The following is a 23,621-nucleotide window of genomic DNA, read 5'->3' on the forward strand; positions in this document are numbered from 1 at the left end:
AGCGTAACCGCTACTCGTCGTCATCATCGAGCATGGCGGAACCATCGATGGCGTAAAGCTCGTCAAACTCCTCAGGCGCAGGCTGATCGGTCAGCTCGACCTCGGACGGAGCATCGTCATCAAACTCAAGTCCGCAGGCAAGGCGGACCTTATGCTCAATCTCGTCAGCGCAATCGGGGTGTTCGCGCAGGAACGCCTTGGCGGCCTCGCGACCGTTGCCGAGCTTGTCCTCGCCATAGGCAAACCAGGAGCCCATCTTCTTGCAGATGCCGCACTCGACAGCCATGTCCAGAATCGAGCCCTCCTTAGAGATGCCCGTACCGTACATGATGTCGAACTCAGCAGAACGGAACGGAGCTGCCACCTTGTTCTTAACGACCTTGGCGCGCACGCGGTTACCGATAACCTCGTCCTTAAGCTTAATGCTGTCGATACGGCGAATGTCGATACGCACCGAAGAGAAGAACTTAAGGGCGCGGCCGCCCGTCGTAGTCTCGGGGTTGCCGAACATGACGCCGATCTTCTCACGCAGCTGGTTAATGAAGATGCACGTCGTGTTGGACTTGGACAGCGAGCCGGCGAGCTTGCGGAGCGCCTGGCTCATCAGGCGAGCCTGAAGACCGACCGTAGTATCGCCGATTTCTCCCTCGATCTCGGCACGCGGGGTCAGCGCGGCGACGGAGTCGACGACGATGGCATCGATGGCGCCGGAACGCACGAGCATGTCAACAATCTCGAGCGCCTGCTCGCCCGTATCGGGCTGGGAAATGAGCACCTCGTCGATATCCACGCCGATGCGCGCGGCATACGTGGGATCAAGCGCGTGCTCGGCATCGATAAATGCCACAACGCCACCCATTGCCTGGGCCTCGGCCAGGATCTCGAGCGAAAGCGTCGTCTTACCGGAGGACTCAGGACCGTAAATCTCGACGATACGGCCGCGCGGCACGCCGCCGATACCCAGCGCGGCATCGAGGGCCAGGGCGCCCGTGGGAATGGCCTCGACCTCGAGCTCGGGACCACCGTCGCCGTACCTCATGATGGAACCCTGGCCGAATTTCTTCTCGATCTCGGCCTTGGTGGTGGCGATCATCTCATCGCGCTCTTTACCCGTCGTGCGAGCATGAACGGTACGTACGGGACCTGAATTCTTGGCCATGAATAGCCCTCCTCTTAACAACCTGCATCGATAATAAACGAACGGCTGTTCGTGGTCAACCGTTCAGGCCAATCATATGCAGGCGGTCTTTCCAAAACCCAACCAAACGCCGACCAAACACTGACCAAATGCTTGACCACAAAGGACCAAATATGAACAAGGCAGACAAAAATACATCTACAACCAGCACAAACGCCAAATGAGCCTAAGGTCCCTATCTCCACAATTAAGGGGCTCGGAGGCCCCTTAAAACACGTCTATTCCATAGAGTTGAGCACAAGGGCAATGCGACCCAATGCCTCCGTGACCGCATGGGCACGAACACACGAACGGTCACCCTCATAGTGGCAGCGCACAGAGTCCACGACCGGCACGCCCCCATCGGCGGAACGATGCGCCCAGGCAATATAGAAAGTGCCCGCCGGATCGTCCTCAGTGCCACCGCCGGGGCCGGCATAACCCGTTGCGCTCACTGCAATATCGCTCTGGTACAGCTCCAGCGAACCCACCGCCATCTCGCGCGCGGTCTGATGCGACACCGCGGTATAGCGGTCGAGCGTCTCCCGCTCAACACCCAGAACGCGATGCTTGATCTCATCGCAGTAGGTCACCGCACCGCCACGCAGCACCGCCGAGGCGCCCGGGATATCGGCAATCGTCGAGGCGATCATACCCGCCGTCAGCGACTCAGCCGTCGAAACCGTCACGCCCCGAGCGCTCGCGCGCTCGACAATATCGCGCGCCAGCTCCTCGTTGTGTGCGGAAATCTGCTCAAAAGAGTCCGTCATACCCACCAGGACCTAGACCGAAAAGACGATCTTGCGGCAGTTCCAGAAGTACTGGGCGCCCGAGATAACGGTCAGGACAACGGCAACGGCGTACAGGAAACGCGACACCGAGTAGATGCCGAGCGTCAGCGCCACCGGGCCAAGGTGCAAGCCGGCCATCGCAAAAACGCACAGGTAACCGCAGATGGAGACCATCGTGGTTGCCGTCTTGTACTTGCCGAGCTTATCGGCCGCAACGACCACGCCGGCCGCACTCGCAACCATGCGTAGGGCGCTCACCAGCAGCTCGCGGAACAGGATAATGAACACGGACCACACGGTCACCGCGCCAAAATCCAAGAACAGCAGCAGGGCCGAGAACACCAGCAGCTTATCGGCGATGGGGTCCAAGAACTTACCGAAATCAGTGATCTCGTTGCGGGAGCGCGCCAGATAACCGTCGACCTTATCGGTGCACGACAGGATCACATACAGAATGAAGGCAGCGGCGGCGAGCGGGCCGTCGAAGGTGCTCCAATCCGTACCGGCAACACTCGTGTGAGACAGGGCCGAGACGATCATGAACACCGGGATAAAGACGATGCGAACGCACGTCACGATGTTGGCGGGCGTCCAGACACTCGTCAGTTCCTTATTGCTCTCGTTAGCCACGACGCTCTCCTACTCCACAACATGACCGATAAGCTCATAGCAGAAGCTATCGGTAAACTCGACGGTCAGAATATCGCCCACGGACGCCTCGCTGGCGTCCAGATGCACCGCGCCATCGGAATCGGGCGCCTGGAACCAGGCATGGCCGATCAGCTCGGCGCCATCCTCGGTCTCTTCGATACCGTCGACGATTACCTGGGCTCGCTCGCCCACATGGGCGGCGGTGGCGGCAAAACCGAGCGACTCGGCCAGGTCCATGGCCTCCTGGGCGCGCTCGAGCTTGACCTCTTCGTCGACCTGACCCTCCATCTTAGCGGCCAGGCTGCCCTCCTCCTGCGAGTAGGCAAAGACACTCGTGTAGTCAAAGCCGACGGTGTCCATAAAGTCGATAAGATCGCGGAACTCGTCGTCGGTCTCGGTCGGGAAGCCGACCATGGCCGTGGAACGAATCACGATGCCGGGGATGCGCTCGCGAAGGTCGCGGAACAGATCCTCGAGCTCCTGGCGCGAACCGGAGCGACGCATGGCCTTGAGAATGCGCGCGTCGCAGTGCTGCACGGGGATATCGATATAGGGCAGCACCTCGGGCGTATCGCGAATCGTCTCGATGAGTTCGTCAGTCATGCCCTCGGGCTGCAGATAGAGCACGCGGACCCAGACGTTGTGCGGGCGCACGGCCTCGGCGACGGCACGCAGCAGCTGCGCCAGATTACGCGGCGAGCCATCGGCGACGTCCTCGTCGGCAAAGTCGGTACCCCAGATGCCCGTGTCCTGGCCGATCAGCACGATCTCGCGCACACCGCCGGCAACCAGGTCGCGCACCTCGGAGATGATGCTCTCGGCATTGCGCGAATGATAGCGACCGCGGATGTAGGGAATCATGCAGAAGCTGCAGAAGCGGTTGCAGCCATCGGAAATCTTGACGTAGGCGACAGCACCCTCGACGGTACGTTTGACCTGCGGGATATAGGCTGCAATCTCACGCTCGACACCCAGCACGCCATCGATGACCGCCACGATGCCGTCTTCCTTGTCGGCCTTCACAAAGGCAGCGACCTCGGGCAGCTCGTCAGGCAGGTCATCGCCATAGCGCGACGGCACACAGCCGCACATGACGATGGGGCAAGAACGAACGCCGTCCTGAACCTCGTTGGCGAGCTCGAGCGTGGTCTCGATGCTCTCGGACGTTGCGGAGGCGAGGAACGAGCAAGTATTGACGATGGCGATATCGGCATCCTGCGGGTCGAATGCCTCCTCGTAGCCCGCGGCGGTCAAAAGAGAACGCATGCGGTCGGTGTCAACCTCGTTCTTAGCGCACCCGAGGGTGATGTAGAGCACGGAGCCCAACGGTGTATCCATGTTGGAGAGCAGTCCTTTCGATTGATATTAGCGGTAGTTGGTGAACTGCAGCGGCTGGCCGTAGTCCTGGTCGCGCAGGAACTGGATCACGGTCTGCAACGCGTCCTTCGAAGCAGAGGAAACACGCAGCTTGTCGGCCTCGATGGTCACCTTGACCTTGAGCTTTTGATCCTTGATGTCCTTGTTGATCTTCTTGGCGGTCGCCTGGTCGATACCCTCGACGATATGGCCGAGCACGCGCACGGTGCCGCCCGATGCCGCCTGCGGAGCATCCCACGAGACAGCCTTGAGGTCGATGCCGCGCTTGATGAGCTTGGAGCTCAGCACGTCGACAATCTGCTTGGAGACAAAGTCGGCCGGGGCGTTGATCGTAAAGAGCTTGTCGCCCTTCGAAAGCTCGATCGTGGCGCCGGAATCCTTAAGGTCATAGCGCTGGGAAATCTCGCGCGTGGTCTGCTGGAAGGCGTTGTCGACCTCTTGCATGTTGACCTCGGACACGACGTCGAAGCTGGAATCTTTAGCCATGATGTTTCCTTTCGCGTACGAGCGGCCTAGTAGCTATCGTACGAATTGTCGGTAGAATCGGTGGGTGTCTGACCGTCAGTTGCGGTATCGGCGCCATCCGTGGACTGGGCATCGGTACCGTCGGTGGTATCGGTACCATCGGTGGTGTCGGTACCATCAGAACTTTCACCATTCTCGGAATCAGACGTCTCCTTCTTGGGAACGGTGATCGTCACACGCGCCACGCCCGAGGTCTTGGTATCGTAACGAACCTTTTCACCGTTCTTGATAACGGTGACATCGGAAGGCTTGGACGTGGTGATCTCGATCGAAGACTCGGGCGTGTACTCCTGCTCAAAGGGGCCAGTCGCCTGGGCGCCATAGACCGACTTGCCGTCAACCTTGACCTCAATCCACGCGGTCTTTCCCTTGGCAACGGAGACTTTGACCTTCGTGACCTCGTTCTCTTCCTTCTTGGCCGTCGTCTTGGTAGCGTCCGAATCAGTCGACTCATCCGTCGCCTCATCGGTGTCATCGTCCTCGTCGACCGTTTCGGTCTTCTTAGAAGACTTCTTGGTCGGCATCTTGGTAGCAGTGGGCGTCTCGGGCGTGTTCTCGGGCGCCGAAGATGCGCAGCCACGCAGAAGCACCACGATGAGCACAATCAACAGCAGCGCAACGGCACCGATGCCGGCGTAGACGATACGCGGATCGAGCCCGTTGTTTTGAGGAGTACGTGATCCGCCGCGTCCACGACTGGAACTGCTGCGGCCGCCTCCCTGAGGCATACGACCACGATTGCTATCGGAACGGCCGCGATAGCCACCCTGGCCCTGAAGGCTGCGCTGACCCGAGCGGGGCGCAAGTTCACCGCGGCCTTGATAGCCACGCTGGCCCGAACGCGGAGCCGAAGAGCGCTGGCCATACGGCTGTGATTGAGAGCGAAGACGCGGCGTCACCTGCGTGGTATCGGCATCCGCATAGCCACCGCGAGAGCGTCCGGTGGAGGCACCACGGTAACCGCGATCGGAATAGCCGCCGTCGCCGTAGCCGGCACGAGGGTCACGCGCCACGCCGCGGGCAGCGGGAAGTGCACGGTCCTCGGGCATCGGCGTACTGCGGAACCGGTCACGCTGTGAGCGAATCTCCTCACCCGAACCCGTCTCGGTAATATAACCGGCCTGCTGAGGACGCTGTCCATAGCGGGTCGAACGACCGCCCTGAACCATCAGGAAGCGCCCGTTGTCGACCGAGGAACGCGAATTGACGTAGCCGGCGGCGTCCTGAAAACGACCGCCCTGCTGCGACGTCTCGCGTTCGTATGCCATCAGGTCGTCAAAGTAGGCATTGACGACCTCGCGCGGATTGAGGCCCAAAAAGCGAGCATAGCTCGAAATCATGCCCTGCGCATAGCCGCGCGGCGGCATCGAAGCAAAGTTACCGGTCTCGAAAAACTCGATGATCTGCGGCCTGATTTTGATGGTGTTGGCGACCTGCTGAATGGAAAGGCCCATTCGGCGACGCTGCTCGAGCAGCATGTCACCAAAGCGTGCAGCCATCAGAATCCTCCAAACTCACGATCTTCACGTGCCATCTCGGCGTCGACAGATTCCAGCGCGGCAAGCCCCTCCTCGTCCAACAGGACCTCGCGCGGCTTGGAACCGTCGGGCGGGCCGACGACACCCTTTTCTTCCAGCATGTCCATAATACGCCCGGCACGCGCATAGCCAACCTTCAGGCGGCGTTGCAGGCCAGATGTGGAGCCAAGCTGCGAATCCACCACAATATGGGCGGCTTCCCAGATGAGCGGATCATCGTCTTGCGGCTCGGCGACTCCGGTACGGACAATGCCGCCGCCACCCGCCATGGACATGGAAGCGGGCGCCACGGCAGACAGGATCTCCTCGTGGTAGTCGGGCTCGCTCTGCGACTTGACGAACTCGACAATCTCGTTGATTTCGTCATCCGAGACAAAGCAGCCCTGAATACGGCGGGGCTTGCCCCAGTCGACCTTGGAGAACAGCATGTCGCCCAAACCGGTGAGCTTTTCGGCACCCATCTGGTCGATGATGACGCGCGAGTCGATGCCCGTGGCGACGTTAAAGGCGATGCGGTTGGTGATGTTGGCCTTGATAAGGCCCGTCACCACATTGGAACTGGGGCGCTGCGTGGCCACGATAAGATGAATACCGGCGGCACGGCCCAGCTGGGCGATACGTACGATCGAGGCCTCGACATCCTTACCGGCGACCATCATCAGGTCCGAGAGCTCGTCAATGATGATGACCAGGTAGGGCATCTTTTGCGGCGGATTGTCGTAATGCTCAAACTCGCCGGCGGCCTGCTTTTCGTTGTAGGTCGAGATCTTACGCACGTTAAGACGCTCGAAGACCTTCAGGCGACGCTCCATCTCGGACACGGCCCATTGCAGAGCGCTCGCGGCCTGCTTGGGCTCGGTCACTACAGGCACGTAAAGATGCGGCAGACCGTTATAGCCCGCAAGCTCGACGCGCTTGGGGTCGACCATGATCAGGCGAACATCCTCGGGAAGGGCGCGCATGAGCAGGGTCGTGATGATGGAATTTATCATCACCGACTTACCAGAACCGGTCGTACCGGCAATAAGCAGGTGGGGCATCTTGGCGAGGTCGGCGACAACCGGCGTGCCCTCGGCATCGCGGCCGATGGCCAGCTCGAGCGGACCGCCCTTCACATAGGGCAGCACGTCGCCCAAATTGACGTTTTGGCGCTTGCGATTGGGAATCTCGATGCCCACGAGCGAGGTGCCGGGGATCGGGGCAAAGATACGCACCGACTGGGCAGCGAGCGAAAGCGCGATATCGTCCTCGAGGCTCGAGATCTTGCTCACGCGCTCGCCCTCGCCAGGTTGCAGTTTAAAGGTCGTCACCGTGGGGCCGGCGATCCAGCCGACCACGCGGGCACTGCGGCCAAACTCAAGCAACGTGGACTGAAGCGACTCGGCAGTCTGTTCCAGCTCCTTGTCAGAAGACGCGGAGGACGCCGACTGCGGGTTGGCGCGCAGGATCTCGAGCGGCGGAAACTTAAGGCCATCCTCTTCTTCACCCTCGTTATCCGCGGGGGCATTGACCGCTCCCCCATCGCTAGAAGTAGGCGCCTCGGCAGCGCCCGCGACAGCCGTATCGGCAACCTTGGGATGCTTCAAGAAGTCGGGAATCTGAGGTGCTGCCGAGACAGGATTCACGGCAAACGGCGGCTCGGACTCGTCAATGTTATCGGGGTCGTCTTCCATCGAAAGCTGACCGGTTACCTGGTCGCGCTTTGCATGGCGACGCGGCAGCAAAGTTGTCTTTGCGGTCTCAATCGGAGCCTCGTCGTCCTCGTCATCGCCCTCAGTGAGCTCAATCTCGCTATCGGACCAAGACGGGTCGGGCTCGCTTGTATTCAACTTGGGTGTGGCCTTGCCCTTCTTGACATGACGGCGCGGCAGCAGCGTCGTCTTAGCGCGCTCGGCCTCCACGGCATCGGACACGTCGACAAACGGATTCTCGTCCTCGTCGTCATCGTCCAAAACCGGGTCCACATCGTTGCCCATAACCGTGGTCACGGCAGCATCGGAGCCCTTTTGACGAAGAATGCTCAGGTGCGGACGGGCAACGCCGGGCACCGACAGGGCTTCGTCGTCACCCCACGGGCTCGCGTTAACATCGGCACGACGGCGCTCGGCAAAATCGGCCGCGCGGTCGCGAGCAGAGCGCAGCACGCCACCCACCGAAAAGCCGATGATGACAAAACCAACGACGGCCAGACCCAACAGGACCACCATCGCGATAGGCTTACCCAGGGCATTCTGTAGCGCACTCGCAATAAACGCACCGATGTAGCCACCCGAGGCGGACAGATTTTGCGGCGTGAACATAAGGTCACACGAGTCGCTCGTACCCGGCACCATCAGAGAAAGAATGGAGACAACGGCGATAAAGACCACGGCTCCGCCCGCGACCGAGCGAATGTTGAGCGGCGAGTCCTCGCCTAAAAAGAGCGTGGCGGCAAACAGCAAAATGACGATCGGCAGCACGTAGGCGCCCAGACCAAAGCCCAGGTGGTAGAAACCGGCAACCGCAGCCGTAACGGGTGCGGTCGCCGGAGAAATCACGGCAATGAAGGACGCAATCGCCAAAACGGCGATGACCACGCCGGCAATATCGCGGTTGGCCGAGGGCTCGACCAGGGGCTCAAAATCGTCGAAGTCGGCCTCGTGGCCCTTATTGGCACGAAGATGGGAACCGGCACCCTTAGCAGATGCCGGTTGGTTATTGGCCTTATTACCTTTGGCGTTTTGTGCAGATCCGCGCGCCAAACTAAACCTCCATGACGACCGGGATGATCATCGGACGGGTGCGCGTACGACTCCAGATAAAGTTAGAGAGCGAGTCGCGCACGGCCTTGCGAATGGCATCGGAGCCGCTGCTCGTAAAGCTGAACTTGCCCTTCTCGATCGTCTTCATGATGGACGCGGAGGCATCCTCAGAGAACTGGTCGTCGATGGCAAACGAGACGCCGCGGCCCGAGAACTCGATGGCCTCGATCTTCTTGTGCTTGAGCGAGACGATGGCAACAGCGGTAACCATACCGTCATTGGCGAGCTTCTGACGATCGCGCAGGACGATGGGGTCGGTATCGCCGATACGCAGGCCGTCGACGTAGACGACGCCGGACTCGACGGGCGTACCACGCTTGACGATACCACCGCGCATCTCGAGCGTGTCGCCGTTATCGAGGATAAAGATATGATCGTCCTTGATGCCCATCTTGCGGGCCAGCTGGGCATGAGCGCGCAGATGCACGGCCTCACCGTGAACCGGCATAAAGTACGTGGGCTTGGCCATGGCCATCAGGAGCTTAAGCTCCTCCTGGCTGCCGTGGCCCGAGACGTGAACAAGAGCGCGGTTCTTATCCCACACGTCGCAGCCGAGCTTGGCCAGGCTGTTGACGACCTGCTGGACGGCTTTCTCGTTGCCGGGAACGGGAGTTGCCGAGAGGATGACGGTATCGCCCTCGTGGATAGAGAGCGTCTTGTGCTCGCCATTGGCCATGCGGGACAGGGCCGACAGCGGCTCGCCCTGCGAACCGGTGCACATGACGACGATCTTGTCGTCGGGCAGGTTATCGATATCGAAGGCATCGATGATATCGGCATCGTCGATGTTGAGGTAGCCCAGCTCGCGCGCGACGCGGGTGTTGGTGAGCATGGAGCGACCGGTCACAACGACCTTACGGCCGCACTTGCGGGCGGCATCGCAGATCTGCTGCAAACGATGGATATGGCTCGAGAACGAAGCGACGAACACGCGACCCGGGGCGTTCTTGATGGCATGCAGCAGGTTGGGACCAACCTCGGCCTCGGACTTGGTAAAGCCGGGAACCGTGGCATTGGTGGAGTCGGAAAGCAGCAGGTCGATGCCCTGCTTGGCAAAGCGGCTGATAGCGGCATAGTCGGGCGTGACGCCGTCGATGGGCGTCTGGTCGAGCTTAAAGTCGCCGGTGTGCATAACGGTGCCCTGGTTGGTGCGGATGAACACGCCCAGAGCGCCGGGGATGGAGTGCGTCATCGAGAAGAAGTCGAGCGAGATGCCGCCGAGGTTGACATGGCTTCCGCCCTTGACCTCGCGGAACTTGGGTGCGCGGATGCGGAACTCAGAAAGCTTGCCCTCGATAAAGCCAAGCGTCAGCTTGCTCGAGAAGATGGGCACCTTATTGTTGAGGTCCTGTAGCAGATACGGAAGCGAACCAGTGTGGTCCTCGTGGCCGTGGGTGACGACGATACCGCGGAGCTTCTCCTCGTTCTCCAGGACATAGGTGTAGTCAGGAAGCACCAGGTCGATACCGGGCTGGGAGTCATCCGGGAACATGAGACCGGCATCGACGAGCACCATGTCGTCGCCGCACTCGAAGACCGTCATGTTCTTGCCGATGCCGTCAAGGCCGCCGAGCGGAATGATCTTCAAGGGAGATGATTTTTTAGCTGCCATAGGTTAGTGTGGTTTCCTTTCTTCGAAACGGGTCTGGAACAACCGGCGGGGCGCTTCTGGCAAACCGACCGCCGGGAACGTACAACATGCATCACAGAGTCGACGCAGTAACCACAGTATGATACCCATTTGCCCACCAACAGACCACCCATGCATCAAAGCCCCATCTGAACTGGTCCATCCCGCCGGTCTGGGCCCATCGGGGGCCGGGGCGGGTTAAGTTTGCTGCTCTACAGTCCTGCGCAAGACGGAAAGCACATTAAGTGCTTTCCTTTGCGTGCGGAACTCGCGACAAACTTAACCCGCCCCGGCCCCCGATGGGCCCAGACCTGACAAATAGGGACAGGTTTATTTTGGTCGGTTTTATCTGGGAAAATGCCGCACATGCGTTTATCTAAAGATCTAAATTCAGATAACTGAATAGACTGTCTGACAAAATCGAAACCCGCACCAACCAGCCCTTTTGCTATTCCCGGCGGGGTCCGCGGATAAAGTTTATCGCGAGTTCCGCACGAACAGGAGGCCACTTAATGTGGCCTCCGTCGTGAGCAGGACTGTAGAGCAGGAAACTTTGTCCGCGGACCCCGCCGGGAATAGCAAAAGGGCGACCCCTGTACGGAGTCGCCCTTGTTGAGCTGCTTATGTTTAGCTGTTACTCGGCGTCGTGGTGGCGGCGGGGCTTGCGGCCTCCGTTGTCGCCGGGACGGCGCGGACGGTCGCTGCGCTCGGAGCGCTCGCGACGCGGACGCTCACGGCGCTGGAAGTGCTCGCCGTCGCCTTCGGAGGCACCCTCGGCGCGAGCCGGGGCCTCGGGCTTGTCAAGACGATCGAGCGAGATCTTGCCGCGATCGTCGACCTCGATGACGACGACCTTGACCTCGTCGCCGACGTTGAGGACGTCCTCGACCTTCTCCACGCGGCCCTTGGCGACGCGGGAGATGTGCAGCAGGCCGTCCTTGCCGGGCAGCAGGTTGACGAAGGCGCCGAAGGGCTGGATGGAGACCACGCGACCGGTGTACTCCTCGCCCGGCTCGGGAACCTTGATGATGAGCTTGATGCGCTCGACAGCCTGGTCCACGGACTCGCCGGTGCCGCCGACGAAGACGGTGCCGTCCTCCTGGATGTCAACCGAAGCGCCGGTCTCGTCCTGGATGCCGCGAATGACCTTACCGCCGGAACCGATGACGTCGCGGATCTTGTCGGTCGGAACCTGGATGGAGACGATACGCGGAGCGGTGCTGCGCGTGGTGTGGCGCGGCTCGGGGATAACATCGAGCATCTTCTGCAGGATGAAGGCGCGACCCTCCTTGGCCTGCTGCAGAGCGCGGGCCAGGATATCGAAGGTGAGGCCGGTGGCCTTGTTGTCCATCTGCAGGGCGGTGATGCCCTCGGTGGTGCCGGTGACCTTAAAGTCCATGTCGCCCAGGAAGTCCTCGAGACCCTGGATGTCGGACAGGACCACGGTCTTGCCCTCCTCCTGGATCAGGCCCATGGCGATACCGGAGACCGGGCGCTTAATGGGCACGCCGCCGTCCATAAGGGCGAGCGTGGAGCCGCAGGTCGAAGCCATCGAAGAGGAGCCGTTGGACTCCATGACCTCGGAGACGACGCGGATGGCGTAGGGGAACTCGTTCTCGTCGGGAAGCACCGGAAGCAGAGCGCGCTCAGCCAGGTTGCCGTGACCGATCTCGCGGCGCTTGGGGCTACCCATGCGGCCGGTCTCGCCGGTGCAGAAAGGCGGGAAGTTGTAGTGGTGCATGTAGCGCTTGCCCTCGGTGGGCTCGATGGTATCCAGACGCTGGCCCTCGTTGAGCATGCCGAGCGACAGGACGGAAAGCACCTGGGTCTGGCCACGCTGGAACAGACCGGAGCCGTGAACGAGCGGCAGGTAGTTGTCCTTCACCATGATGGGACGGATCTCGTCGGCGGCACGGCCGTCGACGCGCTCGCCGGTCTCGACGACCATGGTGCGCATGGCCTTCTTCTCGAGCTTCTTGAGCGCCACGGGGATCTCGCGCTCCCAAGCGGCCTGCTCCTCCTCGGTGAACTCGGCACGGATGGACTCCTTCAGAGCCTCGACTTTGCCGATACGGGAAAGCTTGTCGGCGTCGCGCAGGGCGGCTGCCATCTCGTCGTAGTGGGCGAAGATGCGCTCCTGGACCTCCTCGACGGGCTGATCGAGCGGGTACTCCTTCTTGACGATGGGGCCGTTGACCTGCTCCCACTCGGCGACGAACTCGTCCTGAGCCTGGCAGAAAGCAGCAAGGGCCTCCTGGCCAAACTTCATGGCGGCAAGCATGTCGTCCTCGGAGATCTCAACGGCACCGGCCTCGACCATCGAGATGAAGTCGGCAGAGCCGCCCAGCTCCAGGTCCAGATCGGAGTTCTCGCGCTCCTCATAGGTGGGGTTGACGATAAACTCGCCGGTCTCCACGTTACGGCCGATGCGCACGCAGGCAAGCGGGCCCTCGAAGGGCACGCCGCCGAGCGTCATGGCCAGGGAAGCACCCATGACGTTGATGACGTCGAAGGGGTTGACCTGGTCGGCGACGAGCGAGGTGGCGACGATGTGCACCTCGTTGCGGAAGCCGTCCGGGAAGCTCGGGCGAATCGGACGGTCGATCATGCGCGCGGTGAGCGTGGCCTTCTCGCTGGGACGGCCCTCACGCTTGAGGTAGCCACCAGGGATGCGGCCGGCGGCGTACATCTTCTCGTTGAAGTCGACGGTCAGCGGGAAGAAGTCGTAGTTCTTACGCTCCTTGGAGACGACCACGGTATCGAGCATCGTGGTGTCGCCCTGCTTGACCAGACAGGCACCGGTGGCCTGCTTGGCAAGCTCGCCGGACTCAAAGGTGTAGGTCTTGCCGTACAGCTCAAAGGTCTTGGATACGAGTGTCATTGTTCTCCTTTACCCCACAGGCCCCTTGCCTGCGGGCTTCTCATGTGACGCGGGCCCCCTGCCCCCGCCACGCTTCAGAGCGTGATTGTTCACGCCCTTACACAAAAAGAGCGCCCCGCTGCGCAGGACGCTCTTAGCATGTACAAATCCTTACTGGATGTTGTCGCGGATGCCCAGAGCCTTGATGAGCTCACGGTACTCGACGATGTCGTTCTTCTTGATGTAGGAGAGAAGACGACGACGACGGCCGACGAGCATGAGCAGGCCACGACGGGTGTGGAAGTCCTTCTGGTGGGACTTCATGTGCTCGGTCAGCTCCTTGATGCGCTCAGTCAGGATAGCGACCTGAACCTTGGGGTTGCCGGTGTCGACCGGGGTGTTACCGAACTGGGCAGTCAGCTCCGCCTTGCGCTCTTTGGAAACAGTCATTGTTTCACCTTTCGTTTTACGTCGCCCGCGGGCGACTCGATTCGCCTCGGACTGGGAAGCCGCCGGTGGAGCGAGCATCCAAGGTCGAGGTACCAACAGGTCGGTATGTTACCACAAGCAGCCCGCGCCTGCGCATCATCACCGACCCAACATGAATTCCATCGCACGGAGGCGCTGATCGGTGTGCGTCGCCGCCCACACATGCGAAAGCCCGAGCAAGAACGCCGCCGTATGCGGGTCGATTCGCTCGACCATGAGTGCATCGAAGGTCATGGATATGAGGGCGCGCAGCCACGCGACCTCACCGGTCGACACCAGTTCGGCACCCGGAACGCTCGACGCGCACGACCCGCACATGAGACCGCCCGCCTGGGGTGAAAAATACGACAACATGGGGTCTCCGCACAGCACGCAGGCCGAAAAATCGGGTCGATAGCCAACATGCGACAGCAGCTTAAAGACATATGCCGCCACAAGTAGATCCATATGCGCCGTGTCGATCCCGCTGCCCACCAGGGCAAGTGCTCGCTGCGTTATGGCAAAGGTAAACGGGTCCTCGGCGTCCTCGAACGAGCATACGCGCGCGACCTCGGCGATCGCGCTTGCAGCGCAGGTCGTCTCGTAATCGGGCGCAGCGCCGAGCGGAGCCTCCATAAGCTCGGCCTGGGAAACCACGTCGAGCGACCGTCCATGCGCAAGCAGCATATCAACGGTGCAGAACAGCTCGCAGCGCGCAGCCAGGCGCCCACCGGGTTTGCGGGCGCCCTTTGCCACGGCACGAACCTGCCGACCCCGCTCGTCAAGCATCGTCAGGATCAGGTCCGTCTCTTTGAGCTTCGTCTTATCGAGGACGAGCACCTTCGTGCGATATGTCCGGGAGCCTGCCATGCGCGCCGCGCGTCCTTAGTCCTCGGCGTTGTAGCCAAAGCGGCGAATCTGGGCCTCGTCGTCACGCCAGCCGGCCTTGACCTTCACGTCCAGCTCCAAAAAGACCTGCGTGCCAAAAATACGCTCAAGATCGCGACGGGCGTCGATACCGATATGCTTGATCATTTCGCCGCCCTTGCCGATGATGATGCCCTTTTGACCCTCACGCTCGACGTAAATGGTGGCGTGCACGCGCAGCACCTTCTTGGTCTGCTCGAGCGCATCGCAGATCACGCCAACGGAGTGAGGGATCTCGTCGCGGGTGCGGCGCAAGACCTTCTCGCGCACAAACTCGGCGACAAGCGTCTCGTCGGAAGCATCGGTACCCATGTCCTCGGGGAACCAACGCGGGCCCTCGGGCAAAAAGTGCGCAACGGTCTCGATGAAGGCGTCGACGTTGAAGTTCTTGACCGACGAAGTCACGATCTCGTCGTCGTATTCCATAAGCTCATGCGCTGCCTTGAGCTGCTCCATGACCTGCGCGGGGTCGGCCTCGTCGGCCTTGGTGAGCACCAAGACCTTCTTGCAGCGGGCGCATCTGACGCGCTCGGCAACCCAGGCGTCTCCCCTGCCGATCGGCTTGGTGGCATCAATCAAAAACGCGACGACGTCAACGTCGTTGAGCTCGAACAGGGCACTTTTGTTGAGCTCGGAGCCCAGACCGTCCTTGGGCTTATGAATACCCGGGGTATCGACAAAGACCAGCTGGTAGCCGGGACGGTTAACCACGGCGCGCATGCGGCGGCGAGTCGTCTGGGCCACCGGCGAGGTAATGGCGACCTTTTTGCCATAGCAGGCGTTGAGCAGCGTGGACTTACCGGCGTTGGGACGACCGACCAGGGCCACAAAGCCGCTGCGGAAACCGGGCTCCACATCGCCAAAGCCCAGAGCCGTCTCGTCCTCGTCACATAGGGCATCGAGCTCCTCGTCGCTCATACCCTCAAACGGGTCGATTTCCTCGACCTCGTCAAGCGAATCGGCATCCTCGACCTCTTCCAGAACCTCGTCGTCCAGAACCTCATCGGTAGGCTGCATATTGTCGGACATGGAAATCCCTTTCTAAATAAAGCCAAGCGCGTGGGCAAAGACCAGCAGGCCCACGATTGCGGCGGTGATGGAAAGAATGTATACAGAGGCGGCGGCAATATCCTTGGCGCGCTTCGCCAACGGATGAAGTTCCTGGGTCGCCAGGTCGACGATCGCCTCCATGGCGGTATTGCACAGCTCGCCATGAATCACCAGGCCACAGCAGATGATAACCGTGGCCCACTCGGCAATGTCGAGGCCGACGATGCAGCCGGCAATGACGGTACACACGCCCGCCACGAGCATGACCTTGATGTTACGCTCGGTTTTAACGGCGGTGACAAAGCCCTCCATGGCGTAGGAGAACGACTTTAAAAAGGACGGATGGTCCTTGTTCGATCCGGGAATCATAGACGGCTCCTAGTCGTGGGCATGGTTGGTGATGGGACCGACGTGGACCAACTTGGGGTCCTCGCCGCGCTCGAGCGCCAGATCGCGCAGGATGGCATCCTCACGGGCCTCCATGACCTCGGCCTCGTCGTCCTCGATGTGGTCATAGCCCAGCAGGTGCAGCATACCGTGCACAAGCATCAGCCGGCACTCGTCGGCGGGACTGTTACCAAAACCGGGAGCCTGGCGAGCGATAACCTGCGGCGCCAAGATAATATCGCCGAGCTCGATCGTCTCGTCGGCGGGAATGTCCTCGTCAAAGGCAGAGTCGCACTCAAACGAGAGCACATCGGTGGTGCGGTCGATACCGCGCCACTCGTGGTTGAGCTCGTGCATCTCGTCCTCGTCGACATACGAAAGGGAAATCTCGACTTCACGCTCAACGTCCTCGGCGGCAAGCACGACCTCGCAGATGTGCTCCACCTCCTGCGCGTCGAGCAGCGTATCGAGCTCGGCATCGTTGCTGATCAATACACTCAACGGGACTCCTTTCGGTCACGTACGCGCTGCTCGCGCACATCATCATAAGTATCGTATGCCTCGACGATACGACCCACCAGGGCATGGCGCACCACGTCGGCACGCTCGAGGTGCGAAAATGCGACATCATCGACACGGCCCAAAATCTTCTCGACATCCGCCAAGCCACCACGACGACCCACCAGGTCACGCTGGCTCAGGTCGCCGGTAATCACGAACTTGGAGTTGAATCCCAGGCGCGTCAGGAACATCTTCATCTGCTCGGGCGTGGTATTTTGCGCCTCGTCGAGCACCACGAAGTCATCACTCAGCGTGCGGCCGCGCATGTAGGCAAGCGGGGCGATCTCGATCACGCCGCGCTCCATAAGCTCATCGGTGCGCTCGCGATCCATCATGTCAAAAAGGGCGTCGTAAAGCGGACGCATGTAGGGATCGATCTTTTCCTCGAGGGTACCGGGCAAAAAGCCCAGGTTCTCCCCCGCCTCGACAACCGGACGCGTCAAGATCAGACGGCCCACCTCGTGACGCTTGAGCGCGGCAACGGCGAGCGCCATAGCCAGATAGGTCTTACCGGTACCGGCAGGACCCAAGCCAAACGTGATGGTATGCGAGCGGATGGCATCCACATAGCGCTTTTGCCCGAGCGTCTTGGGGCGAATGACGCGGCCGCGATACGAAAGCAGCACGTCATCGCGAAGCGACGTAGCCTCGTGCTCACCGTCGCGCAAGACGGCCAGGCAGCGAGAGACATCGTCGACAGACAGCGTGCGCCCGGCGGCCGCCTCGCGAAAAGCATGGTCGAAAAAGCGCGCCACGAGTTCGACCTCATCCGGGTCACCGCTCACGGCGATGCTATCGCCACGGGCGACCACGTGAGCGCGAACCAAACTCTCAAGCGCACGAAGAACGCCGTCGCCGACGCCCAAAACGCGCGAGGGAGCAATTCCCTCGGGAACGGTAAGTCTAATCTTCGAGGCTTCCATGAACCTCCCTGCGTGCATGGACCAAGCCGGAATCATCGACTCCGATGATAGCAACATCGAGCAGGCACGGGGCTGTAAGTCCACAGGTATCGTCAAGACGGGCATGATGGAACGAGCCGAGCGTCAGGTTGTCGCCATACTCGAGCACGGCACGCTCGACCGTGCCCACGCGACGGCGAGCGTCGGCAATAGCGAGCTCCTGTGCGGCGGCCCGCATACGGCGGCCGCGCTCGGCCATAACCTCGGGTGGCACCTGGTCGGGCATGTCGGCAGCAAGGGTACCGGGACGCTTGCTGTAGCGGAACACGTGCATACGCGAGAAACCCACACGGCGGCACAGCGCCAGCGACTCCTCGAACTCCTCGTCAGTCTCGCCAGGAAAACCGACGATGACATCGCACGAAAGGGACGCCTGGGGCAAGTTGGCGCGAATCATACGCACCGTGTCCTCAAAGGCCTCGGCGCTATAGGGACGGCCCATGCGATGCAGGGTCGCCGTGCAGCCGGACTGCACGGGCAGGTGCAAAAACGGGGCGATACGCTGCGGGTAGCGCGCCATAACCTTAAGCAGGCGCTCAGAAATATCCATGGGCTCGACCGAGGAAATGCGCACATGCGGAATAGACGTGCGCTCCATGATGGCCTCGAGCAGCTCATCGATTTCGACGTGCTCGTCGGTCGCGCTCTTGCCATCGTAGGCACCCAGGTTCACACCGGTCAGCACCACCTCGGGCACGCCGGCCTCCTGGGCCTCGCGAACTTGCTCGAGCACGGACTCGACGGGCACGGAGCGCTCGGGGCCGCGCGCCTTCCACACAATGCAATAGGTGCAGCGATGGTTGCAGCCGTCCTGAATCTTCACGCCCAGGCGAGAGCGACCGAGCGCATCGACCACCTCACCATCGCTGCAGGCGGGAACGCGATCGGACTCAACGCCCAGCACCTCGCAGACACGATCGGCGACATCGATCTTGGACGGCTCGGCGATCACGCGATCCGAAAGCTCCAGCAGCTCCTCGGGATGCAGGTTGACGACGCAGCCGGTTACGACCACGTAAGGCTCGCCCGGATAGGCCAGCGCATGACGGACGGCCTTACGGGTCTTGGCCTCGGCCTCGCCCGTAACGGCACAGGTGTTAATGACGATCAGATCGGCATCCTGGGGCTCCACAATAGCAAATCCCAGGCGCATAAGATCGGCAGTGATACGGTCAGACTCAACCCGGTTGACGCGGCAGCCGAGGTTGACGACGGAAATATGGGGTGCGAGCACGCGGGCTCCTTAATCGAGGATATCGTCGAGGGCACTCTTGATACGGTCGGTCACCGACTTCTTACCGGAAGCGACGTCATCGCCCATCTCATCGGCAAAAGCACGGAGCAGCTCGCGTTGCTTATTGGAAAGATTGGTGGGAACGACCACGCGCAGCTGCACGATCAGGCGGCCACGCGAACCGCCACCGCCAATGCGCGGCATGCCGTAATTATTGACGCTCACGGTGTCGCCGTACTGGGCGCCGGCGGGAACCGTCACCTTAACGACCTCATCGGGCATAATGCCCTCGACCTCGATCTCGCAGCCGAGCGCAGCCTGCGCAATCGAGATATCGCTCACCAGGTACAGGTCGTCACCGTTGCGCTTAAAGCGCTCATGGTCGGCAACACGCACGTTGACAATCAGGTCGCCCGAGGGCTCGCCGCGAAGGCCGGCCTCGCCAAAGCCGCCCACACGCAGCTGGCGACCGGTCGAAACGCCGGCGGGAATATCGATGTCGATCTTTTCGTGCGAAGGCGTGCGGCCCTGACCGTCGCAGGTCTCACAGGGATGGTCGATAACCGTGCCCTCGCCATGGCAGTCGGGACAAGGCGAGGAAGACTGAACCTGGCCCAAGAACGAACGCTGAACCGTCGTGACGTAGCCCGTACCGTGGCAGCGGCCGCACTGCTTTTCCTGTGCGCCCTCTGCCCTACCGGTGCCATTACAGTCCTCGCAAGGAGCAAGGCGGTCATAGCTGATCGCCTTTTTGCAGCCGAGCGCCGCCTCCTCAAGGGTCACCGAAAGCGAGATGGCCATGTCACGTCCGCGACGACGCTCACGACGGCTGCGGGCGCCACCGCCGGCACCGCCGCCAAAGAACGACGAGAACAAGTCGTCCATGCCCATGCCACCAAAGATATCGTTGATATCGACGTAGCCCGAACCACCAGGGCCGTCGGCGGTGCCGTAACGGTCGTAGTTAGCACGCTTCTGCTCATCGGAAAGAACGGAATAGGCCTCGTTGAGTTCCTTGAACTTGGCCTCGGCCTCGGGGTCGTCCGAAACATCCGGGTGTACGGTACGGGCCTTCTTTAGAAACGCGCGCTTGATCGTCCGCGCGTCGGCATCCTTGTCGACGCCAAGTACCTCGTAGTAATCCCTATTTTCCGACACGACCGAATCCTTCCGACTTTCATTATTGTCACAGTGCGTCCTATACCCAAGCTGGGCCGACCGCAAACAGAGGGTTTGATGTTATTGCATTTGATACGGCGAAAGCATGGCCCGTTGCGAGCAGCTCGCGAACCAAACCGACACGAGCGCGAACATGAAGCCGTTGGCAAAACCGTTGGCAAACTGCATCGCGCCACGCTTCCACCACAGTAGGCTACGGTGAAGAATCCCGTCTGAGAGCACCATGAGCAGACCCATGGCAAACGGGACAAAACACATCACGGCAAAGGCCGAGAACACGCCCGAGATGGCCGACAGCACCAAAAACGGCGCCACGATACCCATCAGGTAAAAGCCGGTACGGGCTTTACCCTCCAGGCGCTCGGCCTCAACATGGGCGCGACCGACCAGGTCACCACCCATGGCTCCATTGGTACCGGCGTGGCCCATGCCGCTAATGCGAACCTCGTCGCCGTCGTGCGTGCCGGCAGGAAACTCAATCGTTTGCTCGGAGGTCACGCGGGTACGACCGCTGCCGCCGCAATCGGGGCACGGATCGGCTACGACCTTGCCCGAGCCGCCGCACTCGGGACAAACTGACTGAAACGTGCCGGCACCAAACAGAAAGGACAGGTCCACATCGATATGGCCGCGTCCGCCGCAGCTTGGGCAGGTATGGGCATGCTCGGAGGAGACAGAGCCCGAGCCGCCGCAATGTCCGCACGTATCGAATCGCGTGTAGCGAACGGTTTTGCGGGCACCGCCCTTGGCCTCCTTGGCATCGAGCTTGATGTCAACGACCACGTTGGCACCGCTTTCGGGATTGTAGGCTGCCCGCCCGCGCCGCGGCTGGCCCCAAGCGCCGCCAAAGGGAAAACCGCCCTCAAAGGGATTGCCATAGGCAGCGCCGCCGGCATAGCCGCCACCGTAGGGCGAGGCCGAAGGTGCACCGGCAAAGGGATTACCCGAGCGCATGGCGTCATAGCGTGCGCGCTTCTGCTCGTCCGAAAGCACAGCGTAGGCCTCGGAAACCTCTTTGAACTTTTCCTCGGCACCCGGCTCTTTGTTGACGTCCGGATGGAGCTTGCGGGCCTTTTGCTGGAAGGCCTTTTGAATATCACGCGAGGTGGCGTCCTTAGAGACACCGAGAATCTCGTAGTAATCTTTTTCGTTCATCGTCGCCATGCGCGGCAACCTCCTGCTCAAAGCAGCGTATATCTTGCGGTAATTCTACCCGAGCGGTCTATGCTAGACCCCAAAACAGCTCGAACAGAACATTTCCATCGAGCCAGCCCAAGTGGGTGGGCACCAAACGGGCGTGGGCGCGACCTGCGATAACGTCTTTCGGGGCGATACGCGCCGCATATCCCTCGACGCCATCGGGCACCCACGTGGCAAGACCCAATTCGAGCGCGCGATCGCAGGCAGCTGACAGCTCGCCCGTTGGGATGACGCAGGCCGCGCGAACCAACAGGTCGGGCCCAACACCACGCGTCATGCGACAAGCGAGCATCAGGTCTTCGGCCGCAGCCTCACGCTGCGACAGGTATTCGGCCTCGAACGCCGTCGCGTCATCGTCACGTTGCACCAGACGCACGCGGTGCGCATCGCCTCGAGAAGTCACACCGGGGAACAAACCTGCAAGACGGTCGAAATCCTCGGCGTCGAGCATGCCCGCGGCAGAGCGACCCAGGCCCAGGTAGCCCCGTCCGGTCCAGTAGGCAATGTTATGGGCGCACTCATGGCCGTCGAGCGCGTAGCTCGCCACCTCATACGGGTGATAGCCGGCCGCACCCAGACGCCCACGCGCCGTGTCCATGCAGGCGGCCTGAAAATCCTCATCAGGCTCGAGCGACTCGTCGCGGCACGCCACGCGATAGAGGGGCGTCCCCTCCTCGAGCGTGAGCGGGTAAACCGACACATGGTGCGGAGCCGCCGCCAGCACGCCCTCGAGCGTGCGCTTCCAACTCGCTGCGGTCTGCCCGGGAAGTCCACACATAAGGTCGCACGACACGTCAAGCCCAGCGTCCTTGACCGTTGCGATGGCAGCGAGCGCCCGATCGGCATCGTGAATACGGCCGATGGCGGTAAGTTCGGTGTTATCGAGCGTTTGCACGCCCAGAGAGACGCGTGTGACACCAACCTTGGCAAGCGCAGCGGCAAGCTCGGCGGTCAGCGACTCGGGATTGGCCTCGCAGGTAAACTCAACGGGGGCGCACCACGCACGAATACGCCGCGCCAGCTCCACCAGACGCTCCCCCGCCAGCGACGGCGTGCCGCCGCCAACATAGACGGTGCGAATCTGATCGAGGGCCCCGGCCTTGCCAAAAGCATCGAGGCGCGCGTACAACTGCTCAAAATAGGCATCGAGCGCAGCACCAAGCTCGCAAGGAGCGAAACTGCGCGAATCAAAGTCGCAGTAGCGGCACTTTTGGGCACAGAACGGCACGTGCGCATACAGCGCGGTAACGGCCACCCTTAAGCCTCCAGCGGATGAGGTGGCACCGATTCGCCGGCGGCAAGGGCAGCCTCGCAGGCCACCACATCGCGCTCGATCTCATCGACCAGCGCCATGAACTCCTCATACGTGGAGCAGCGCACCACCTGGGCACGCCAAGCGGCCGCATGGGGCATGCCTTTTAAGTACCAGCTTGCGTACGTGCGGGCGCGCGACATGAGCGGCAGAAGCTCATGCGTCAGCGTTAGGTGCTCACGCAGGGCGTCTAGGCGCTCGACGGAGCTGCGAGCCGGCACCGGCGTGCCATCGAGTGCAAGGGCGCGAGCATCGCCAAAGACCCAGGGATTACCGTAGATACCGCGCGCGATAAACACCGCGCTGGCACCCGAGCCTTGCAGATGCTCAGCAGCGTCCTCGGCCGAGAACACATCGCCCGAACCGATCACGGGAATCTCGACGGCGTCGGCCACCTCATCGACGACCGACCAATCGGCCTGCCCTGTGTAGAGCTGCGTGGCGCAACGACCATGCACCGCCACGGCGGCGGCACCGGCGCCTTCGAGCATCTGGGCAAACGTCGCGGCATTGCGGTCCTCGGCATAAAAGCCCTTGCGAATCTTGACGGTCACGGGCACGTGTGCCGCACCCACCGTGGCCTCAACGATCTTCTCGGCCAAATCGGGCGTACGCATAAGGGCAGAGCCCTCGCCCTTGGTGACAACCTTGCGGGCAGGACAGGCCATGTTGATATCGATGAGCGACAGGCGATCGCCCACACGCTCCTCGACGGCGGCGACGGCACTCGCAAACTGATCGGGCTTGGAGCCAAAGAGCTGCACGCAAATCTGCTGCTCCTCGTCGGCCGGTAACACCAGGCGCCAGGTCTTGTTGCTGGCATAGGCAAGGCCCGCCACGCTCACCATCTCGCTGTAGGCAAGGTTGGCACCGCGGCGGCGGCACATGATGCGATAGGCGGGGTCGGTCACGCCCGCCATGGGAGCCATAAGGAACGGCTGCTCGGCATAGGCACCCAGCAGCCGCTTGCTGTATTCAGAAAGCGCCATGG

The 23,621-nt window shown here is 61.5% G+C and carries 20 protein-coding genes; all 20 read right to left on the minus strand.

All coding sequences use genetic code 11. The features are described from left to right. Window positions 1-10: 10 nt before the first annotated feature. A complete protein-coding gene (gene recA / locus GDJ93_RS06620; RefSeq protein WP_022094695.1) occupies window positions 11-1,159 on the minus strand; it encodes a recombinase RecA in 1,149 nt (382 codons plus the stop codon). Window positions 1,160-1,416: 257 nt separating this feature from the next. Then, window positions 1,417-1,947 carry a CinA family protein gene (locus GDJ93_RS06625; RefSeq protein WP_152068202.1) on the minus strand — a complete coding sequence of 177 codons (531 nt, stop codon included), beginning with the start codon at window positions 1,945-1,947 and terminating at the stop codon, window positions 1,417-1,419. A gap of 12 nt (window positions 1,948-1,959) precedes the next feature. Further along, window positions 1,960-2,508: a CDP-diacylglycerol--glycerol-3-phosphate 3-phosphatidyltransferase gene (gene pgsA, locus GDJ93_RS06630; protein ID WP_006235973.1), complete on the minus strand. Its 549-nt coding sequence runs from the start codon at window positions 2,506-2,508 to the stop codon at window positions 1,960-1,962. A 99-nt stretch (window positions 2,509-2,607) separates the two neighbouring features. Next, entirely contained in the window at window positions 2,608-3,957 is a 1,350-nt protein-coding gene (rimO, locus tag GDJ93_RS06635) for a 30S ribosomal protein S12 methylthiotransferase RimO (RefSeq protein ID WP_152068203.1), read from the minus strand. Between the two features lie 27 nt (window positions 3,958-3,984). Beyond that, window positions 3,985-4,482 (minus strand): YajQ family cyclic di-GMP-binding protein, encoded by a 498-nt coding sequence (locus GDJ93_RS06640; RefSeq protein WP_006235971.1) that lies wholly within the window; start codon window positions 4,480-4,482, stop codon window positions 3,985-3,987. Between the two features lie 26 nt (window positions 4,483-4,508). Beyond that, on the minus strand, window positions 4,509-6,020 hold the full coding sequence (locus GDJ93_RS06645) for a helix-turn-helix domain-containing protein (protein ID WP_152068204.1): 1,512 nt from the start codon (window positions 6,018-6,020) through the stop codon (window positions 4,509-4,511). Then, a complete protein-coding gene (locus tag GDJ93_RS06650; protein WP_226812512.1) occupies window positions 6,020-8,800 on the minus strand; it encodes an FtsK/SpoIIIE family DNA translocase in 2,781 nt (926 codons plus the stop codon). The genes GDJ93_RS06645 and GDJ93_RS06650 overlap by 1 nt, the downstream gene beginning before the upstream one ends. 1 nt (window position 8,801) lies before the next feature. Then, window positions 8,802-10,472, minus strand: a complete 1,671-nt coding sequence (locus GDJ93_RS06655; protein WP_006235967.1) for a ribonuclease J — start codon at window positions 10,470-10,472, stop codon at window positions 8,802-8,804. Window positions 10,473-11,124: 652 nt separating this feature from the next. Beyond that, a complete protein-coding gene (locus GDJ93_RS06665; RefSeq protein ID WP_152068206.1) occupies window positions 11,125-13,371 on the minus strand; it encodes a polyribonucleotide nucleotidyltransferase in 2,247 nt (748 codons plus the stop codon). 150 nt (window positions 13,372-13,521) lie between these two features. Beyond that, window positions 13,522-13,800, minus strand: a complete 279-nt coding sequence (rpsO, locus tag GDJ93_RS06670; RefSeq protein ID WP_099431792.1) for a 30S ribosomal protein S15 — start codon at window positions 13,798-13,800, stop codon at window positions 13,522-13,524. Window positions 13,801-13,938: 138 nt separating this feature from the next. After that, entirely contained in the window at window positions 13,939-14,688 is a 750-nt protein-coding gene (recO, locus tag GDJ93_RS06675) for a DNA repair protein RecO (protein ID WP_152068207.1), read from the minus strand. Between the two features lie 15 nt (window positions 14,689-14,703). Further along, window positions 14,704-15,774, minus strand: coding sequence for a GTPase Era (era, locus tag GDJ93_RS06680; protein WP_193221475.1), 1,071 nt, complete (start codon window positions 15,772-15,774; stop codon window positions 14,704-14,706). Window positions 15,775-15,786: 12 nt separating this feature from the next. Further along, window positions 15,787-16,164: a diacylglycerol kinase family protein gene (locus GDJ93_RS06685; protein WP_152068208.1), complete on the minus strand. Its 378-nt coding sequence runs from the start codon at window positions 16,162-16,164 to the stop codon at window positions 15,787-15,789. A 9-nt stretch (window positions 16,165-16,173) separates the two neighbouring features. Next, window positions 16,174-16,683: an rRNA maturation RNase YbeY gene (gene ybeY, locus GDJ93_RS06690; RefSeq protein ID WP_152068209.1), complete on the minus strand. Its 510-nt coding sequence runs from the start codon at window positions 16,681-16,683 to the stop codon at window positions 16,174-16,176. After that, window positions 16,680-17,666 carry a PhoH family protein gene (locus tag GDJ93_RS06695; RefSeq protein WP_152068210.1) on the minus strand — a complete coding sequence of 329 codons (987 nt, stop codon included), beginning with the start codon at window positions 17,664-17,666 and terminating at the stop codon, window positions 16,680-16,682. The genes ybeY and GDJ93_RS06695 overlap by 4 nt, the downstream gene beginning before the upstream one ends. After that, entirely contained in the window at window positions 17,647-18,939 is a 1,293-nt protein-coding gene (locus GDJ93_RS06700) for a MiaB/RimO family radical SAM methylthiotransferase (protein WP_152068211.1), read from the minus strand. The genes GDJ93_RS06695 and GDJ93_RS06700 overlap by 20 nt, the downstream gene beginning before the upstream one ends. Before the next feature lie 9 nt (window positions 18,940-18,948). After that, on the minus strand, window positions 18,949-20,097 hold the full coding sequence (dnaJ, locus tag GDJ93_RS06705) for a molecular chaperone DnaJ (RefSeq protein WP_152068212.1): 1,149 nt from the start codon (window positions 20,095-20,097) through the stop codon (window positions 18,949-18,951). Between the two features lie 81 nt (window positions 20,098-20,178). Then, window positions 20,179-21,282: a DnaJ domain-containing protein gene (locus GDJ93_RS06710; protein WP_193221476.1), complete on the minus strand. Its 1,104-nt coding sequence runs from the start codon at window positions 21,280-21,282 to the stop codon at window positions 20,179-20,181. A 58-nt stretch (window positions 21,283-21,340) separates the two neighbouring features. After that, complete coding sequence (gene hemW, locus GDJ93_RS06715; protein WP_152068213.1) at window positions 21,341-22,573, minus strand: radical SAM family heme chaperone HemW; 1,233 nt, start codon at window positions 22,571-22,573, stop codon at window positions 21,341-21,343. A gap of 2 nt (window positions 22,574-22,575) precedes the next feature. Beyond that, entirely contained in the window at window positions 22,576-23,619 is a 1,044-nt protein-coding gene (gene dusB / locus GDJ93_RS06720) for a tRNA dihydrouridine synthase DusB (protein WP_152068214.1), read from the minus strand. Window positions 23,620-23,621: the final 2 nt, after the last annotated feature.

Source organism: Collinsella aerofaciens (assembly GCF_902501475.1).
Taxonomy (GTDB): Bacteria; Actinomycetota; Coriobacteriia; order Coriobacteriales; family Coriobacteriaceae; genus Collinsella; species Collinsella aerofaciens_AL.

Bases quoted from the DNA above. Each gene is read 5' to 3' on its own strand.
- recA (WP_022094695.1), bottom strand. From the start codon at position 1,159: ATGGCCAAGAATTCAGGTCCCGTACGTACCGTTCATGCTCGCACGACG.
- GDJ93_RS06625 (WP_152068202.1), bottom strand. From the start codon at position 1,947: ATGACGGACTCTTTTGAGCAGATTTCCGCACACAACGAGGAGCTGGCG.
- pgsA (WP_006235973.1), bottom strand. From the start codon at position 2,508: ATGATCGTCTCGGCCCTGTCTCACACGAGTGTTGCCGGTACGGATTGG.
- rimO (WP_152068203.1), bottom strand. From the start codon at position 3,957: ATGGATACACCGTTGGGCTCCGTGCTCTACATCACCCTCGGGTGCGCT.
- GDJ93_RS06640 (WP_006235971.1), bottom strand. From the start codon at position 4,482: ATGGCTAAAGATTCCAGCTTCGACGTCGTGTCCGAGGTCAACATGCAA.
- GDJ93_RS06645 (WP_152068204.1), bottom strand. From the start codon at position 6,020: ATGGCTGCACGCTTTGGTGACATGCTGCTCGAGCAGCGTCGCCGAATG.
- GDJ93_RS06655 (WP_006235967.1), bottom strand. From the start codon at position 10,472: ATGGCAGCTAAAAAATCATCTCCCTTGAAGATCATTCCGCTCGGCGGC.
- GDJ93_RS06665 (WP_152068206.1), bottom strand. From the start codon at position 13,371: ATGACACTCGTATCCAAGACCTTTGAGCTGTACGGCAAGACCTACACC.
- rpsO (WP_099431792.1), bottom strand. From the start codon at position 13,800: ATGACTGTTTCCAAAGAGCGCAAGGCGGAGCTGACTGCCCAGTTCGGT.
- recO (WP_152068207.1), bottom strand. From the start codon at position 14,688: ATGGCAGGCTCCCGGACATATCGCACGAAGGTGCTCGTCCTCGATAAG.
- era (WP_193221475.1), bottom strand. From the start codon at position 15,774: ATGTCCGACAATATGCAGCCTACCGATGAGGTTCTGGACGACGAGGTT.
- GDJ93_RS06685 (WP_152068208.1), bottom strand. From the start codon at position 16,164: ATGATTCCCGGATCGAACAAGGACCATCCGTCCTTTTTAAAGTCGTTC.
- GDJ93_RS06695 (WP_152068210.1), bottom strand. From the start codon at position 17,666: ATGGAAGCCTCGAAGATTAGACTTACCGTTCCCGAGGGAATTGCTCCC.
- GDJ93_RS06710 (WP_193221476.1), bottom strand. From the start codon at position 21,282: ATGGCGACGATGAACGAAAAAGATTACTACGAGATTCTCGGTGTCTCT.
- dusB (WP_152068214.1), bottom strand. From the start codon at position 23,619: ATGGCGCTTTCTGAATACAGCAAGCGGCTGCTGGGTGCCTATGCCGAG.